This window comes from Treponema sp. OMZ 857 (genome assembly GCF_024181085.1).
Taxonomy (GTDB): domain Bacteria; phylum Spirochaetota; class Spirochaetia; order Treponematales; family Treponemataceae; genus Treponema.
This window is the reverse complement of the sequence record NZ_CP051147.1, coordinates 2,012,372-2,028,989: the sequence shown is the minus strand read 5'-3', so window position 1 is coordinate 2,028,989 and position 16,618 is coordinate 2,012,372. Positions and strand designations below refer to the sequence as shown.

Below are 16,618 nucleotides of genomic sequence, written 5' to 3'. Positions count from 1 at the left end.
GGTGCAATATCCTTGCGCGGATACGGGCTTTAAAGTATAATCCGTAAGTATGAAAAAATTGCGTTGTTTTTATAATACTAAGCTTATTTTAACGGTTCTTTGTTTCGTTTTTTTTACGATAACCGGGTGTTCAAAAAAAATCGGTTACGGCGTTGTCAATTGGTCAATCCCTGAGTATAACTTGACAGCATCGGATGTAGTGCCGATTCTCGTCCGGTCGAATATTTCGAAGGTATATATTGCCGAGCTGAATAAACAAAAGATAGAAATTCCGCTCTGGCAGCTCACCTTTTGTGCTTCAAAGCGTGAAGCAGAGGCCTATATCAAAAAGACTGCCGAATACCGTTCTGTGTATGCCGCGGTAAAGCTTGACGGTCTGCCGCTCCGCTCTACGCCCGATAACACCGGTAAGCAAGTGTACCGTCTGCGCGAAAGTCAGATCGTAAAAGTTCTTTGGAAAGGGGAGGGGGCTCCGGTTATCGCACGGGATAAACCTTTGGAAGGTGATTGGCTTTATGTGATGACCAACGACGGCACCCGCGGTTGGTGTTTTTCTTACAATCTCTTTATGTATGATGAAGGGGAACCATCTGTATCCCGGCAGACAACGGAAACGGTAGCCGATGAGATTCTGACAAGTATCTTAAAAAGCCGATGGTATCCCGAATATTACCGCGATATGATTCGAAAGAAACAGATCGATCCTGAACGGATGACGGATAATTTCGGCTTTTTCCCCGGAGAAGGAACGGGTGTTGCACGTATTATGCTGAAAGATGAGCAGCTTGCTTTTTCTTATACTGGTATTACAAAAAACCGGATGGGAGCCTACCAATTTGAAGGTTCTCCGCTCCTGCTGCAAATCAGAGACTCGGATACGATTGCCGTCAATTATACGGATGAGAAAGGTCGGGTACAAATACGGTATTTTATTACGCTAAAAGAAGACCCTCAGGAACTTGCGCAAGCGGAAACGGAACGCCGGAACGATGCGCTGCAAACCCTTGTTACAACCGGTCCTGTGTTTAATTCCGTAAATTACGGTGTGCTCGAATTTACGGATGGCGGGCGTTTCCATTGGAAAGGGTACCAAGTGTTATCCCCCGCAATTATACCGAGGGGTGCGGGAAATTCCGGTTCCGTTGCAATCCGATATTTTATCAGTGCTAAACTTAAAACCGAATATATGGGGATTCTGTCGTTTAAATTTGACGGCAGTGGAGACTGGATCGATTTCTTTTACACGGTGTCAAAGCAAGGCGTTAAGCTTGAGTATGTAAAGCCGGAGAATATTACCGACGGTGTCGCTTCCGTGCGCAGCCTTAATCCTGTTATCCTCTTTTTCGGGACGGAAGGAACGGAAGAATAATGCCGTTTGTCCAGCTTTCAAATATATCTCTTGCGTTCGGCGATCGCGATATTCTCCAAAATATCACGCTTGTACTGACACAGGGGACAAAGGCGGCGCTCACCGGAGCCAACGGAAGCGGTAAATCAACCCTGATGAAGATTATCGCAGGGGTGATGCAGGCAGATTTCGGTTCTATTTCGATGGAAAAGAACACCCGTGTTGCCTATCTGCCGCAATCCGGTATCGTGCACAGGGGTAAAACGCTGGCAGAAGAAGCCGATACCGCCTTTTCCCGCGGGGCACAGCTGGTAGAACAGCTTGAAGCAGTCGGCAAGCTTATGAGCGAAGAAGCCGATACCGCCAAGGCGGAGCGGCTTGCGCACGATTATCACGCCTTGCAAGACGAGCTTGAACAATCAGGTTGGTATTTTAGGCAGCGGTTGGCAGATGAAACGCTGCGCGGACTCGGTTTTACATCGGAAGATTTTACCCGTTTGACCGATGAGTTTTCCGGCGGATGGCAGATGCGCATCGCGCTTGCGAAGATTCTTTTGAGCGGTGCGGATATCATTATTTTGGACGAGCCTACCAACTATCTCGATATTGAAGCGCGCAGCTGGCTTGAACTCTGGCTGAAAAAGTTTACCGGCGGTTTTTTGCTGGTTAGTCATGACCGCTCGTTTTTGGACGCAACGGTTAACGAAACGTATGAACTTTTTAACGGAACACTTAAGCGCTATGCTGGAACCTATACCAACTACGAAAAAACGCGGGAGGTAGAGCTTGCATCGCTGATAAAAGCATATGCGCAGCAGCAGCTGGAAATTGCAAAAACAGAAGACTTTATTAGGAAGTTCCGCTACAAGGCGACAAAAGCCGCGGCGGTGCAGGATCGGGTAAAGAGGCTCGAAAAACTTGAGCGCATCGAATTACCGGAACACTTAAAGAAAATTCATTTCAGTTTCCCGCCCGCCCCTCATTCGGGAAATATTGCGTTACAAGCTGAGGGAATCACTAAGGCATACGGAGAACGGCTTGTGCTGAAAGACGCGGAACTCACCGTTACCAAACAAGAGCGGATCGCATTGGCAGGACGAAACGGCGCCGGTAAAACCACTTTTTTGCGGATACTGGCAGGTGAAGATTCCGAGTATACCGGCTCTGTGAAGTACGGGGCGGGCATCATCACCGGTTATTTTTCGCAGGATGAAGCCGAGCGGATTACCGGCAGCGAAACCATCATGCAGCTGATGGAGCGGGAAGCGCCGACCCATCTTATACCGAAACTCTACGATATGCTCGCTGCCTTTTTGTTCCGCGGCGACGATATCCATAAGCAGCTTTCCGTGCTGTCCGGTGGGGAAAAAAGCAGGCTGGCATTGCTCCGGCTGCTGTTGAGGCCGCTCAACCTTCTCATCTTAGACGAGCCGACCAATCACCTTGACCTTCATTCCAAAGATGTGCTGCTCGATGCGCTGCAGCGGTTCGAAGGGACGGTTATCTTTGTTTCGCACGATAAGTTTTTTATCCAAGGGCTTGCGACCCGCATCCTTGAACTGACAGCCTCGGCAACGCCCGGCGCCGGTACCCGTATCAGAAACTTCCCGGGCACCTACGACTATTACCTGTACCGGATCGCAGCCGAGGCAGCTGATAGTCCGATTGAAAAACCGGGGCAGGAGGCGGATTCTCCGGGCGCCGGAAAAACAAGCAGTGCCTTCTCCGGTAAAGTATCGATGGCGTCTTCCGGTTCACAAACAGAGCTGCCGTTAAGCGGTATCGGCGGCGGAGCTCTTTCTTATGAAGAACAAAAAAGGCTGCGGTCGGAAAAGCGCAAACGCGAAAAGGAAGAAGAACGTATTTTTGCACAACTCGCCGAAACCGAAAACAAAATAAGAGAACTGGAAAACCAACTCGCAAACCCCGAAGTTTATACCGACGGCGAAAAAGCTCGCAGCATTCTGCAGCAGATTCATGCCTTACAAGCAACCTCCGCTGAACTTACAAAACAGTGGGAAGCTCTCGCCCAAGATTCAGGCAGTTGAACCACCGCCGTCCTCGCCCAAAAATATACATCCGTGTACATTTTTGGGCTGCCAGTTTGCAAGCAAACTGGTTGCTGTTTAGAACCACCGGCATCCGTGCCGCTTCTGCCACGTTGAGGATTAATTTATGTGCAGCACGAAGTAGCTGCACCCTTTCCGTAAGCCTTTTGAAAATAGCCTGTCCAGAAGTGTACATCCGTGTACACTTCTGGACGCGAGTTTTTGCTGCACAAAAACATCGCTACTGACTAGAACCACGGACATTCCTGTCCGTTCTGAAACTACAAGGCGCGTACAAAAAACACCCGCAGGCGTACTTGATGTACGTCGAGGAGTACTTACAGTAGCGGCACGGATGCCGCTGGTTTAAACAGTAGCGATATTTCGGCAAAGCCGAAATTCGCCATCAAAAGTGTACAAGGATGTACACTTTTGATGATGTGCCGTATATTTTCAAAAGGTGAGGGAGAACTCACAGCCGCAGTAATCTTGTCTATACAACCCCAACTCTTTGCTCAGTTTAATGGACTCCAGATAGCCGTCTTTTTTCTTGAAGTCGCTCGGCAGCCACCGGCACTTGTCTGTGGCAAGCTCTATGCCGATTTCGTTGATTTTTGCTGCACTTTTGAGCGGGCTGAGGGAAAGCGTCGTACAAAAAAAATCAAAACCTTGTGCGGCAGCCTCGCGTACCGTTGCTGCAAGCCGGAGCCGATAGCAGCGGAAGCACCGCTCTCCACCTTCGGGGCAATCCGTATAGCCTTCCGCTATTTCGAGAAATTCTTGATGATTATAGTCCCGTATCAGGTAATCGATTCGGTACGGAAATTCTTTTGACGTATTATACTGTTCGATTAAACGGATTTGTTCATCCGCACGGGTACGGTATTCAAGTTGGGTATCGATGTTAGGATTGTAATAGAAGACAGTCAGTTTGAAATGCCCTGCCAGCCGCTTTATTACTGAAGAACTGCATGGGGCGCAGCATGAGTGGAGCATAAGACGCGGTGGAGCTTCGGTAGTAAAGGAACTACCGAGTTCCGCAATCGTTTGTTCCATCAATAATTGAAAATTTTGCTTCATACTAATATATTTTGTTTAATAAAAGATTGGATGTCTTCAAGCAGTGTATAAAGCGAGTTTCCGGATTCTCGGGGAAGCCGAAAGGCGATCGCACCGGGATGTCCGCCTCCGTCCGTAATCTTAAAATGGCTGAGAATTGGGTGTAAATTGATGCCTCGAACCGCTTCGCTCGCACGGATACGGCACTGTATTTTATTGGACTTACCGGGAGAATCATAGTAGGCGGAAATTCCTACTCCTCCGATTTTCTCTGCAATGGCATTGGTTGCCTCCTTAATCATACCGGTAAACTGTGTATATTCGATACTTTTAAGGAAAGTATTCGACTCATCTTCCGATAAAATGACCATTCCGATGTGTCCGGTATATCTGACGCGGTCGATAATGGCCTGATAGATTTTCTCGGTTTCGGCATCGGTTGTTTCCATCACATCCAGTAACCGTTCCATCGATTCGATTTTTTTTGTACGTCCCTCCGAATGGGTACTTATCCGCAACATTAAATTTAAATGCTTGGAAAAATAGTCAAAAACTTCTTTGTCATGCGGGTTGGAAATATAATTTCCCATTTTTGCATCGCCGAGCATACCGGTCAAAAGCGTCAGTACCAGATTCCGCGAATAAAGCTCTTCGATGCTGTAACGCTGTAGTATTTCGGGGTGCGTTGCTAATTTATAGCATATCCGGCATAATATTTCGCAGGTACTGGACGCATGGAGAACTAAAGAATAGGCGGGATCTCCGGAATATGCAGCATCGGAATCAAAGTGATGGTCTATTTCAATTTTTGGAATAGATGGGGTATTCAGAAAATCATAGATACAGCCGTTTGCCGCGATCATATCCGGTTTCGGCGTATCCAAAATACAGAGAACTTCGACGGAACGGATCGGCGGCATTGTTCCGTAATATATATTGATCTTGTTATATTTGCAGATGGAAGTGAGAAATTTAAGGTTTTCAGGCGGTACGGATTCTAAAAAAATGCTGACGTGTTTATTAAATTTACGCAACAATAGTGCACCTGCCACGGTCGAAGCATAACAATCTTCATCAGGGTTTTCGTGACCGAGAATCAAGAATGAACGGTGTGCTTTCATGAGATAATACATATTCTGTATAACACGATTCCGCGCTCCAATGGTCATATTCTGCCGTTTTAAGCGCAAATCGGGTCTGAATTTATTCCCCTGAGAATCCATATAAAATCATTATACCATACTTTCCAATAAAGTGTTATCCCAAAATACATTTTTTCAAAAAATGTCTGATGTGGTGCGCCCCTAGGCTTTTTAACGGTTTTTTGATAAAATTACGCAAATTTATGGAGAAAATCATGGAAAATGCACTTTGTTTTCATAATGCAACGGTAGTAACCGGTTACTCCTTAATGGAAAACGGTTGTGTCTATGTTAAGGACGGCAAGATTGAGGATGTCTTTAGCGAGCGCCGCTTTTTAAATAAACGTTTTTCTCCCGAAGTACGTATCATCGATGTCGATAAAGCATATATTGCTCCGGGACTGATCGATACCCACATTCACGGCTTTGCAGGATTCGGGACGGAAGACGGCTCTCCCGATTCCATACTTGGTATGTCGAAGGCTCTTGCCGAATACGGCGTAACGGCTTTTAATCCTACGCTGTATCCGACGGAGCCGGAAAATATGACGAAATGTATCCGTGCGGTTGTCGATGCAATGGGACATGAAGAAGGTGCTGCCATCATGGGTTTGCACCTTGAAGGTCCGTTTATTTCGCCGGAAAAACCCGGAGCGTTAAGCCCTTCTGCAATCAGCTCTGTCAATCTGGATTTGATGGATAAGCTTTGGGCTGCTTCAAACGGCAATATCGTCAATATGACCGTAGCTCCGGAGCTTAAAAATATGCGCGAGCTGGCGCTCTACTGCATCAAAAAAAATATTGTGCTGCAGGCGGGGCATACCAATGCACTTTACGAAAATATGCTTGAAGGAATGCAGGCGGGTATTTTACATTCGACGCATCTTTTTAACGCGATGAGCCAAATGCACCACCGCAACCCTGGTGCCGTCGGTGCGATTTTAATCCATCCGGAAATGTCCTGCGAAATTATTGCGGACGGTATCCATGTTCATCCCGACCTTATTCGCTTATTGGCACGGGATAAACCGATCGATAAGATTGTTTTAATAACCGATAGTCTCAAGCCTACGGAACAGTGTGAAGGTACTCTGATTGCAAACGGAGAAGAGGTTGTACTCCAAGGCGGGTGTTTCCATCGTAAGACGGACGGCGTTATCGCGGGTTCGAGTCTTTCGATGATTCGCGGGGTTAAGAACCTTGTATCCTTCGGTTTTCCGGTAGAGACCGCCGTCCGCTTCGGATCCGCAAATCCGGCAGAAATTATGCGGTATTCTAAACGCGGTTCTATTATGCCGGGGTACAAAGGTGATCTTATCGTATTCGATAAGCAGTTCAATGTGCTTGCAACCGTCATAAAAGGAAATTTGAAAAAAAATTTATTTTAATAAGGCTAAAAATTTTATAGGAGAAGCTATGCGATTAATTATAAAACCTGATTATGATGCCTGTTCCGTATGGGCGGCTGATCATATTTGCAAAAAAATTACGGATTTTGCTCCGACTGCATCAAGGCCGTTCGTACTCGGCTTGCCGACGGGGTCTACACCGCTTGGTGTCTACAAAGAATTGATTAAACGCCATCGGGAAGGGAATATTTCGTTTAAACACGTGGTTACCTTTAACATGGATGAATATGTGGGATTGACTCCCGATCATCCGCAAAGCTACCACTACTTTATGTATGAAAACTTCTTTAAGTACATCGATATAGACCCTGCAAATATTCATATTTTAGACGGGATGGCAAAAGATCCAAAAACCGAGTGCGAACAATACGAAGCGGCGATTGCGCAGTACGGAAAAATTCATCTATTCATGGGCGGGGTCGGAGCAGACGGGCATATCGCTTTCAATGAACCCGGTTCTTCCCTTGCGTCCCGCACACGCCAGAAAACACTGACACAGGACACGATTGCGATGAATGCCCGCTTTTTTAACGGCGATACGGCCGCAGTTCCCAAGACAGCGCTGACTGTCGGAATCGGCACGATTACCGATGCGGAAGAGGTGATGATCCTCGCAACCGGTTACAACAAAGCGCGGGCTGTTCGGCATGCGGTGGAGGGAAGCATCAATCATATTTGGACGATTTCGGCACTGCAGCTGCACCCGCATGCAATCATCGTATGCGACGAACAGGCTACCGATGAGCTCCGTGTCGGAACCGTTCGGTATTTTAAAGACATAGAAGCTTCAACTTCATCGGGCGGAACAAAATAAGTATGCAGAAATCACTCAAGTTTCAAACCGTTTCTTTTTTTATCATATTGGCGATTACCGTTGTGCTGGTAGCGCGGGTATTTTTGCCCTATGCAAGTGTACTGTTGTGGTCAGCTATCCTCTACATCATGTTTGGCCCCTTGTATCATAAACTACTTAAAAAGCTGAAGCCGGAGTCCCGATGGTTTAGGATGCAGCAGAGAATTATCGCTGCTTCATTTTCGGTCGGTATTATCATACTGGTTGCCGGAATTCTGTTCTTTTTTGCCATAAAGTTGATTGGACAAGGGCAGATGTTTGTAAAGAAAATAATGAACTTTTTTATTACGCATCCGCAGTTATTTAGAATGGAAAAAGATGCACCGCTGAATGAATTAGTCATGCAGATTTCGATGGGAACAATCGATCTTTCGGTATTTGATGTCAAAAAAGAACTTATGAATTTCTTTCTACAATATGCGGATACGATCGTCCGCTACGCGACAAGTATTGCCAAAAATATCGGTAATTTTGTGCTTTCGCTCCTGTTCATGTGTTTTGCCCTCTATTTTCTTTTTATTGATGGGCAATATCTCGGTACGGTGTTTGTAACGGCTATTCCGATTCAGGTGTCGGAAGGTCAAAAACTGGCGTCAAAGATAAAGGACACTATCTCCAACCTTTTTATGGGGTATTTTCTCGTTTCAATATGTCAGTTTGCAGCGGCGTTTATCGTGTATACTATTTTTCAGGTGGAAGGAGCATTGCTTTTATCTTTTTTAACTTTTTTTAGTTCCTTTTTACCTTTCTTCGGCTGCGCGTTGGTATGGGCACCGATTGGAATCGAAATAGTGTTAACGGCAGGTTTATTTAAAGGTCTCCTCTTTCTCTGCGTCGCAGGCTTTTTTATCAGTTCAATCGATAATTTTTTACGGCCGATGTTCTTGCAGAACCGTGTTCAGATACATCCGTTGCTGATTTTCTTTTCGATACTCGGCGGTATTCGATTTTTTAAGCTGAACGGAATTGTGCTTGGTCCGCTGTTTGTTATCCTCTTGTTTACGCTGATCGATATTGCGCGGACTTCGGACAGTACGGATGCTGAAGATTAGCCTTGACCATGAATAGCCGCCCGCTGTTATACCATCGGCGTATTGAACGAATACACCCGTTGATTTCGCCGCAGCAGATGCTCGAAAAAATCCCGGTATCGGAAAAAGCGTGTCAAACAGTGTTGACGGGAAGAAAAGAGGTGGAAGCGATTTTGTCCGGCGCCGATAATCGGTTTTTATTGGTTGCCGGCCCTTGTTCCATCCACGACCCGATCTCTGCGCTGGATTATGCGAACCGGTTAATGCGTCTGCGGATAAAGTACCGCGACCGCTTTTGTATTATTATGCGGGTGTATTTTGAAAAGCCCCGTACCGGTTTGGGCTGGCGCGGTTTGATTGTCGAACCTGCGCTTGATGGGGTTATTAATATTACCGGCGGGTTGGAGACGGCGCGTAAAACATTGAGTGCTATTACCGAACTGGGACTGCCGGCCGCTTCGGAGCTGCTCGACCCTATTGTGCCGCAATATACTGCGGATTTTATCAGCTGGGCGTCTATCGGTGCGCGTTCCGCCGAAAGTCAGATACACCGGGAACTCGCTTCGGGACTGTCGATGCCGGTCGGCTTTAAGAACCCTACCGACGGCGATATCAGCACGGCGATAAACGCAATTGTTTCCGCACGGGAACCGCATGCTTTTCTGGGTATCATGCAGAACGGCAATCCCGCCGTAATGCATACGAGCGGCAATGAATATGCGCACCTCGTATTGCGGGGGAGCGTTCATGGAGCAAACTGCGACAGGGAATCGATAGAAGAAAGCTGCCGCCTCTTGGCTGAACAGGGTATACAGCCGGCGATCCTGATTGACTGTTCGCACGGCAACTCACAACGTCAGCCTGAAAAGCAGCGGGATATCCTGCTTGAAAGCCTCCGGTTGAGGTTGGAGCAGCCGCAGATTGAAGCAATCCGCGGCTGTATGCTCGAAAGCTTTATTCAGGCGGGTACCGTTTCGCCGGAGCATTGCTCAAAAAAGAGCGAATACGGTAAATCAATTACCGACCCCTGCATGAGCTGGGAAATGACCGAATCGCTTCTCACCGAAGCCGCGGATATATGGACAGGGCAACTGCATTAGAAATATTCCAAGCAGTTGCCTTCCTCTTGTATGAAATTTTGTTAAAAATTTCATACATTTTTTTAAGGAAGGACAAGCGCATCAGACAGATAAATAAAAATCGCAGAAGAATGGAGATCGGACAACCATTTGAGACGCAAAGCGGCGAAACTCTGGTTGGATGGTCTCCATTCTTCTGCGGGGTAGTTAGAAAACGGTCTGATGCGCTTGTCCTGTACTCGGAGATATTATTATGAAAAAAATTAAATTGTACACCGATGGAGCATGCTCCCAAAATCCCGGGCCGGGCGGATGGGCGTTCGTGATGATCCTCAAAGATATGCAAGGTGATCAGCCGGATCAGGAATTACTGCGAGGTTCCGGTGGAGAAAAACTGACTACAAATAATAGAATGGAATTACTTGCGGTTATTCAAGCCCTTATTGCCTATCAGGAAAAAATATTGCCCGGCTATGCAGACTGCCCGGTAACCCTGCATACGGATTCCCAGTATGTGCAGCAGGGGATCTCTTCGTGGATAAAAAAGTGGAAGCTGAATGGCTGGAAAACAGCTGCCAGAGAGCCGGTAAAGAATCAAGACCTTTGGCAGCAGCTCGATGCACTCGCTTCTCAACTCAGCCTTGAATGGATGTGGGTAAAAGGACATGCCGGCAACGTCTACAATGAACTGTGCGACACCCTTGCTGTAGAAGCGGCAAAAAAAGCGAAATAACTTATCAGAAACGGAAGGGAGGCTCGTATGAAAAACGAAACAGCATATCGGGAATTGGCGGATCGCATAGCAGCGGCAAAACACTGCGTTGCCTTTACGGGCGCGGGAGTCAGTACCTTGTCCGGTATTCGGGATTTTAGAGGTAAGAACGGGCTTTATACGCTGCCTGAAACCGATAAGATGTTCGATATCGAAGTCTTTAGGGAAACACCCTCCGTGTATTACCGGCTTGCAAAGGAATTTATCTACGGATTACAAGAAAAAGAGCCGTCAATTGTGCATCAGGTACTTGCCGGACTGGAATCTCGCGGAATCTTAAAGGCGCTTATTACTCAAAATATCGACTTATTACATCAAAAAGCCGGAAGCAAGCACGTGATAGAAGTACACGGTTCTCCTTCGCGGCATAGCTGTACGCATTGTTCCTATAGTACAACCTTTGAGGATGTCGTCGAGGTTGCCCGTAAAGGCGAGGTACCGCTCTGCCCAAAGTGCGGCTATGCATTAAAACCGAATATTACGTTTTTCGGTGAAGCACTCCCATTTGCAGCGATAACGGAGGCACAAAATGAATGTAATAGGGCGGATTTACTGCTGGTGTTGGGCAGTAGTCTTACCGTGTACCCCGCCGCAGCGCTGCCGCAGCTGACCCTAAAAGTGGGCGGTGCCGTTGCCGTCGTTAACGAACAGCCGACATATTTTGACGGGTACGCGGTTCTCCGCTGTACCGATTTGCAGGAGTGTTTTGAATATCTTGAACATACTCTGCTGGGATAGTACGGGTATACTGCCGCTTAGATCCCGATTCACGCAGATATCTCTAAAAATTCGGTGAACATTTGCAGCTTTCAAGAACTTTTGAAAAATTCTTGCTGGTAAAAAGCGCAAATCAATGATATACTATTTACTATCTACTATATTTAAAGTTGATAATTGAAAATTCATATCCGAATTTACAGTTGTCTACCTGAGGAGGATGCAATGAAAAAAAGCATTGCGCTATCGTTCTTATGCTTGTGTACTGTTCTTTTCGTACTTACAGGCTGTAAACCGAAAGAGAATAACGCCGATTCGAATGCACCGGTAACCCTTTCGGTGTATATGCAGATGGATCTTGCCAACCCGCAATCAGCGTATTGGCCCGAGACCGTTGCAGCTTTTGAAAAGCAATACCCGAATATCAAACTTGAATTCGAGTACGTGAATGGCGAAGCATTCCATGATAAATTCCAAATCATGGCCGCTTCAGGGGATATTCCCGATGTCTTTACTACGTATGCGGGAGCCCGTTCAGGTTATGTACTTGACCGCGGTATGGTAAAAGACCTTCGCCCCTATCTGACGGACGATTTAAAAAATCAATACAATCCTGCCGTTTGGGCACCCCAGGGACCGAATGGAGAAATCTATATTATTTCTCAGAACCTCGCAGTGTGTACGGTTGTGTATATCAATCCGAAACTGCAAAAACAGCTTGGTCTGACTACTCCGAAAACACTCAACGAAATGATTGCGCAAGTTCCCGTTATCAGAGAAGCCGGTTTAACCCCGCTTGCTTTTGCGAATAAGGGACAGTGGCAGGCTCAGTCGCTCTTGTTATCCATGTTAACCGACCGTATGGCCGGTACCGCATGGTTTGATAAAGCGATGGTCGGAACGGCAAAATTCTCCGATCAGCAGTTTGTCGATGCAATCAATGTTATTAAAACGATGACCGATTCAAAGCTGTTCCCTCCCGGAGTAAACCAGATGGAAGGTACCGCTTCTTGGGGTGAATTTATTGCCGATAAGGCCGTGTATCTTTTGGATGCAGGATGGCGTATTTCCGCATTGAAAAAAGCTGCAAAACCGGAAGACTATGCACAATATCAGTTAATGGCGTTCCCCGCTGTTGCAGGAGAGGTTACACATGGCTCAAGCGCTGCGACAACCGGTGAAGCTTTCGGTATGAATGCAAAATTGACCGGTGCAAAAGCCGACGCTGCATGGAAATTCATTTCCTTTATGTCCGGTAAAGAAGCCTGTGAAATTTTGACAAAACACGGCACGACTACCACCTATAAGCTTGATCTTTCAAAATTCGATATCGATCAGCTTACAAAGCAATACATCGACCTGATTAACAATCAGAGCATGGGCTATGTTATCGATGCGAAGATGGATAGTGAAGGCGTAAACAGCATACTCAACCCCGGTATCCAGGCGGTTATGATTGGGCAGAAAACCCCCGCTGAGCTTGCAAATGAATACGAAGCTTGGGTTGCTGCTAACGATTCTCATCGCAAAAAGTAAAACAAAACCGGAACCCACTGAAGATCACAGGGAATAACGGGTAATTGGTAAGGTTTAATGTACAATTAGACTTGCTACCAATTACCCGTTACTATAATTACACATTATCTATTAAAAACATCGCTGCAGCGACCGGTCTCAGCAAGGCAGAGGTAGAAGCGCTTAACTAATGTGTAATTAAATTATCAATTACCAATTAAGAATTAAATACTAAGGCGGTTTACGGTATATGACCTACTTACGGCAAAAGCGGATGAGTTATATTTCTTTTATCTTGCCTGCTTTTATTATTTACATCGGCATCATTATCTTTCCCGTGCTGTTCAGCTTTTATTTAAGTCTGACAAAGTGGAAAGGGTATGGAAAAATGGAATTTATCGGGCTTGGTAACTATATCAGAATGTTTACCGATCCTGTTTTCTACATTGGCTTACGGAACAATATCCTCATTGTATTAATTTCAGTACTCGGGCAGATTCCGCTTGGGCTTTTACTTGCGTACATGCTCTACCGAAAAATGGTAAAACACGCAAACTTTTTTGAAGTACTGATTTTCTTACCGATAACTATTTCGTCCGTTATCGTTGCACAGCTGTGGAACCGAATATTTTCTCCTGTCGGCGTGGTTCCTGCAATTATACGCGATCTAACCGGCAATCCCGACTACATTATGACGATATTCGAGGATAAATATCTTGCGATTGTGCCGATCCTCTTTGTATTACTGTGGCAGCATACCAGCCTTTATATGGTTATCTTTTTAGCTAACCTGCAGCGGATACCGTACAGCGTTATAGAGGCGGCTCAGCTGGAAGGCGCACGGGAAGGAACGATTTTTGCCCGCCTTATTGCGCCGATGCTGGCAAATGTTATTTTTATCAATACTATTCTGGCAGTTTCGGGCAGTTTTAAGAGTTTTGACCTCATCTATTCGATGACCGGCGGAGGGCCTGCGCACTTTACGGAAGTTATCGCCGTTTATATGTATAATACAACCTTTGTATTCCAGAATTACGGATACGGTAGTGCACTGGCTGTTATCATTATCATCTTTACCGTTATAGCCTTGATGATAAGCCGAGCCGTAACAAAACGCTTTGATTATTAGGAGGCTGATATGACTACAAAACGAAATCTGCTGCAGGAAGCCTCTCATGGTTGGCAAACAAGCGCCTACATTTTAATGCTGACCTTTGCGGTGCTTACGCTGTTCCCGCTTATTTGGCTTTCTTATTCATCTTTTAAACTGAATGCGGAAATTATGATTCACCCGTTGGCGCTGCCGAAAGCTCCAACCTTTTTTAACTATACCGAATCGTGGGCAAAGGGCGGATTAGGTATTGCACTGGTAAACAGCTTTATCTATACGATTACGGCGACCGTCTCTACCATGCTGCTTGCAATGGCTGCTGCTTTCGGTTTAACAAAATTCCCTTTCAAATCGTCAAAGGTCTTTACTTCGATTTTTGCCTTTGGTTTAATGATCAGCGTTCATGCAGTTATCATCCCGTTGTTCCAACTGGAAGCAAAACTCGGTATGGTGAATACGCGTTTAGGGGTTATCATTCCGTATGTTGCTTTCAACCTGCCGATCTCCATTATGATTGCAATTTCGTATGTTAAGGGAATCCCCAATGCGCTCATTGAATCGGCGGAGATAGACGGCGCAAAGTACCGCTACATATTCTGGACGATGATTATGCCGCTCTCCGTTCCCGTCATTGCGACGATGATTATTTTATCTTTCTTGCAGCACTGGAATGAATTTTTATTCGTATTCGTTTTTACCACGAAGGCAACATTGAAAAGTTTACCGGTTGCAATTACCCAATTTGCCGGACGGCTCAACATCGACTACGGTTTACAATATGCCTCCCTTGTTATCGGGGTACTTCCGATGATTGTATTCTATATTGTCTTCCACGCACAGCTGATTAAAGGCTTTGGAGAAGGGGCTTTGAAGGAATAGCGGCATTGATATTCGGCATTGATATTATCGAAGGAGTTTTTTAAATGAATAGAAAAAAGCGGGTGCTCGTGGGCGGAATGCATCACGAGTCCGATACCTTTAATCCGATTACCACTGGACCTGATGATATTTGGGTGTTACGGGGAAAGGAGCTTTTAGAGGGAAAGGGGCAAAGTTCCGTTTTCGGTTCGATTGCAACGTTGAAAGAAGCGGGATACGAGGTTATTCCAGCGCTTATCGCACGGGCGGTTCCGAACGGTGAATGGGACAAAGATTACTACCTTTCGTTAAAACAAGAATTTTTGCAGGCGATTAATGATGCGCTGCCGCTGGATGCGCTGTGTCTTTCCTTGCATGGTTCGATGCGGGTGCGCGAAATCGGCGAGGCGGAAGGCGATTTACTGGAGGATATCCGTAAAATCTGCCCCGACATTCCTATTTTGTCATCACTTGATATGCACGCAACGATTTCGCAGCGGATGCTCGACTATGTAGACGGCTATGTAGGATATAAGTGCGCCCCGCATACGGACACGTATGAAATCGGCATTCATGCAGCGCGGATGACCATCGAAACTTTGGAAAAAGGCATCAGGCCGGTTATGTCGGCAGTTAAGATTCCATTCCTTATCGCAGGTGAACAATCGGAAACCAGTGTTGAGCCGATGAAAAAATTGACGGCAACGTTACGCGAATATGAAAAGCAGCCGCACATTATGGCTGCTTCGTATCTGCTCGGCTTTCCGTGGGCTGATACTGCCGACAACGGCGTTACGGCGATGGTGGTAACCGACGGCGATAAGCAGCTCGCAACGGAAAAGGCACGGGAACTTGCGCAGTTGTTCTGGGATACCCGAAAAGAATTCGGCTTTTACAACGAAACCCGCGAACCCGCCGACGCCCTTGTCCATGCACGTTCCAGTGTTGAAGCAGGCGTGTATCCGGTAGTGCTCTCCGATTCGGGCGATAATCCGACTGCCGGTTCTTCGCAGGATGTAACCAACTTCTTAAAGGCGATCCTTGCCGATCCCTTCTTAACCTCGCTAAACCCGCCGCTGTGTTATCAGGCTTTTTACGATCCCGCCTTAGTTGCAGCCGCCTTTAAAGCCGGAGAAGGAAATGTCGTGGAGGGAACGCTCGGCGCTGCCTTCGACAAGGAAAAGAGTTCACCCATTCAAGTAAAAGCAACGGTAAAAAAACTATGCAAGGCATGGGCAGAGGCTCAGAACAGCGATATGGCACTCTTGGATGTCTGCGGCGTCGATGTCGTTGTAACGTCAAAGCATGTCGGCTGCTATGACCCCGAAATGATGCGGGCGCTCGGCGTTGAACCTACGGAACGTAAGGTCATTGTCGTCAAGCTCGGCTACCTTGAACCGGAAATCCGCGCCATTGCAAAACGCTCAATGCTCGTGCTCACGGACGGCAGTACCAACGAAGTGTTCTCCCGTCTGCACTATAAATACTTGCCGAGCCCGATGTATCCGATGGATCAAGAGATGTCCTGGAAGGCCTTTTGAAATATACGGTGCATCTACTGCGTTGCTGCGCGAAAATTAATCCTCAACGTATCAAAGATACGCCTGCGGTTAATTTTCGCTCGCGCCTTGTATCTACGCCGTCTATTTCAAAAGGCGCTGGCAGGGCGGTTTCAC

General features: G+C 46.6%; 14 protein-coding genes. 12 read left to right on the top strand and 2 right to left on the bottom strand.

Annotation, left to right across the window (positions count from 1 at the left end; translation table 11 throughout):
• Positions 1-49 precede the first annotated feature (49 nt).
• Together E4N66_RS09155 and E4N66_RS09150 are read left to right on the top strand one after the other, a co-directional pair.
• Positions 50-1,369 (top strand): SH3 domain-containing protein, encoded by a 1,320-nt coding sequence (locus E4N66_RS09155; protein WP_253727773.1) that lies wholly within the window; start codon positions 50-52, stop codon positions 1,367-1,369.
• Positions 1,369-3,396, top strand: coding sequence for an ABC-F family ATP-binding cassette domain-containing protein (locus tag E4N66_RS09150; protein ID WP_253727772.1), 2,028 nt, complete (start codon positions 1,369-1,371; stop codon positions 3,394-3,396). Before E4N66_RS09155 ends, E4N66_RS09150 begins: the two co-directional genes overlap by 1 nt.
• A gap of 453 nt (positions 3,397-3,849) precedes the next feature.
• Here E4N66_RS09150 and E4N66_RS09145 read toward each other — a convergent pair whose 3' ends face one another.
• Entirely contained in the window at positions 3,850-4,476 is a 627-nt protein-coding gene (locus E4N66_RS09145) for an epoxyqueuosine reductase QueH (protein WP_253727771.1), read from the bottom strand.
• On the bottom strand, positions 4,473-5,678 hold the full coding sequence (locus E4N66_RS09140) for a DHH family phosphoesterase (protein ID WP_253727770.1): 1,206 nt from the start codon (positions 5,676-5,678) through the stop codon (positions 4,473-4,475). Before E4N66_RS09140 ends, E4N66_RS09145 begins: the two co-directional genes overlap by 4 nt.
• A gap of 134 nt (positions 5,679-5,812) precedes the next feature.
• Here E4N66_RS09140 and nagA point away from each other — a divergent pair, with 134 nt between their 5' ends.
• The 10 genes from nagA to E4N66_RS09090 all read left to right on the top strand — a co-directional run bounded on the left by nagA (position 5,813) and on the right by E4N66_RS09090 (position 16,483).
• A complete protein-coding gene (gene nagA / locus E4N66_RS09135; protein WP_044013247.1) occupies positions 5,813-6,985 on the top strand; it encodes an N-acetylglucosamine-6-phosphate deacetylase in 1,173 nt (390 codons plus the stop codon).
• Positions 6,986-7,013: 28 nt separating this feature from the next.
• On the top strand, positions 7,014-7,820 hold the full coding sequence (gene nagB, locus E4N66_RS09130; protein ID WP_253727769.1) for a glucosamine-6-phosphate deaminase: 807 nt from the start codon (positions 7,014-7,016) through the stop codon (positions 7,818-7,820).
• 2 nt (positions 7,821-7,822) lie between these two features.
• Positions 7,823-8,911 (top strand): AI-2E family transporter, encoded by a 1,089-nt coding sequence (locus E4N66_RS09125; RefSeq protein ID WP_253727768.1) that lies wholly within the window; start codon positions 7,823-7,825, stop codon positions 8,909-8,911.
• 8 nt (positions 8,912-8,919) lie between these two features.
• Entirely contained in the window at positions 8,920-9,990 is a 1,071-nt protein-coding gene (locus tag E4N66_RS09120; protein ID WP_253729447.1) for a 3-deoxy-7-phosphoheptulonate synthase, read from the top strand.
• 232 nt (positions 9,991-10,222) lie between these two features.
• Positions 10,223-10,702, top strand: coding sequence for a ribonuclease HI (gene rnhA, locus E4N66_RS09115; protein WP_253727767.1), 480 nt, complete (start codon positions 10,223-10,225; stop codon positions 10,700-10,702).
• A gap of 27 nt (positions 10,703-10,729) precedes the next feature.
• A complete protein-coding gene (locus tag E4N66_RS09110) occupies positions 10,730-11,479 on the top strand; it encodes a Sir2 family NAD-dependent protein deacetylase (protein ID WP_253727766.1) in 750 nt (249 codons plus the stop codon).
• Positions 11,480-11,683: 204 nt separating this feature from the next.
• Positions 11,684-12,994: an ABC transporter substrate-binding protein gene (locus E4N66_RS09105; RefSeq protein WP_253727765.1), complete on the top strand. Its 1,311-nt coding sequence runs from the start codon at positions 11,684-11,686 to the stop codon at positions 12,992-12,994.
• Positions 12,995-13,223: 229 nt separating this feature from the next.
• Entirely contained in the window at positions 13,224-14,102 is an 879-nt protein-coding gene (locus E4N66_RS09100) for a carbohydrate ABC transporter permease (protein WP_044013232.1), read from the top strand.
• 9 nt (positions 14,103-14,111) lie between these two features.
• Complete coding sequence (locus E4N66_RS09095; RefSeq protein WP_044013230.1) at positions 14,112-14,963, top strand: carbohydrate ABC transporter permease; 852 nt, start codon at positions 14,112-14,114, stop codon at positions 14,961-14,963.
• Positions 14,964-15,007: 44 nt separating this feature from the next.
• The gene (locus tag E4N66_RS09090) at positions 15,008-16,483 is read left to right on the top strand and encodes a M81 family metallopeptidase (RefSeq protein WP_253727764.1); all 1,476 of its coding nucleotides are present in this window, start codon (positions 15,008-15,010) and stop codon (positions 16,481-16,483) included.
• Positions 16,484-16,618: the final 135 nt, after the last annotated feature.

Coding starts and splice junctions, on each gene's coding strand:
- nagB (WP_253727769.1), top strand. CDS start 7,014: ATGCGATTAATTATAAAACCTGATTATGATGCCTGTTCCGTATGGGCG.
- E4N66_RS09110 (WP_253727766.1), top strand. CDS start 10,730: ATGAAAAACGAAACAGCATATCGGGAATTGGCGGATCGCATAGCAGCG.
- E4N66_RS09145 (WP_253727771.1), bottom strand. CDS start 4,476: ATGAAGCAAAATTTTCAATTATTGATGGAACAAACGATTGCGGAACTC.
- E4N66_RS09150 (WP_253727772.1), top strand. CDS start 1,369: ATGCCGTTTGTCCAGCTTTCAAATATATCTCTTGCGTTCGGCGATCGC.
- E4N66_RS09155 (WP_253727773.1), top strand. CDS start 50: ATGAAAAAATTGCGTTGTTTTTATAATACTAAGCTTATTTTAACGGTT.
- E4N66_RS09095 (WP_044013230.1), top strand. CDS start 14,112: ATGACTACAAAACGAAATCTGCTGCAGGAAGCCTCTCATGGTTGGCAA.
- E4N66_RS09140 (WP_253727770.1), bottom strand. CDS start 5,678: ATGGATTCTCAGGGGAATAAATTCAGACCCGATTTGCGCTTAAAACGG.
- E4N66_RS09105 (WP_253727765.1), top strand. CDS start 11,684: ATGAAAAAAAGCATTGCGCTATCGTTCTTATGCTTGTGTACTGTTCTT.
- nagA (WP_044013247.1), top strand. CDS start 5,813: ATGGAAAATGCACTTTGTTTTCATAATGCAACGGTAGTAACCGGTTAC.
- E4N66_RS09090 (WP_253727764.1), top strand. CDS start 15,008: ATGAATAGAAAAAAGCGGGTGCTCGTGGGCGGAATGCATCACGAGTCC.
- E4N66_RS09120 (WP_253729447.1), top strand. CDS start 8,920: ATGAATAGCCGCCCGCTGTTATACCATCGGCGTATTGAACGAATACAC.
- rnhA (WP_253727767.1), top strand. CDS start 10,223: ATGAAAAAAATTAAATTGTACACCGATGGAGCATGCTCCCAAAATCCC.
- E4N66_RS09125 (WP_253727768.1), top strand. CDS start 7,823: ATGCAGAAATCACTCAAGTTTCAAACCGTTTCTTTTTTTATCATATTG.
- E4N66_RS09100 (WP_044013232.1), top strand. CDS start 13,224: ATGACCTACTTACGGCAAAAGCGGATGAGTTATATTTCTTTTATCTTG.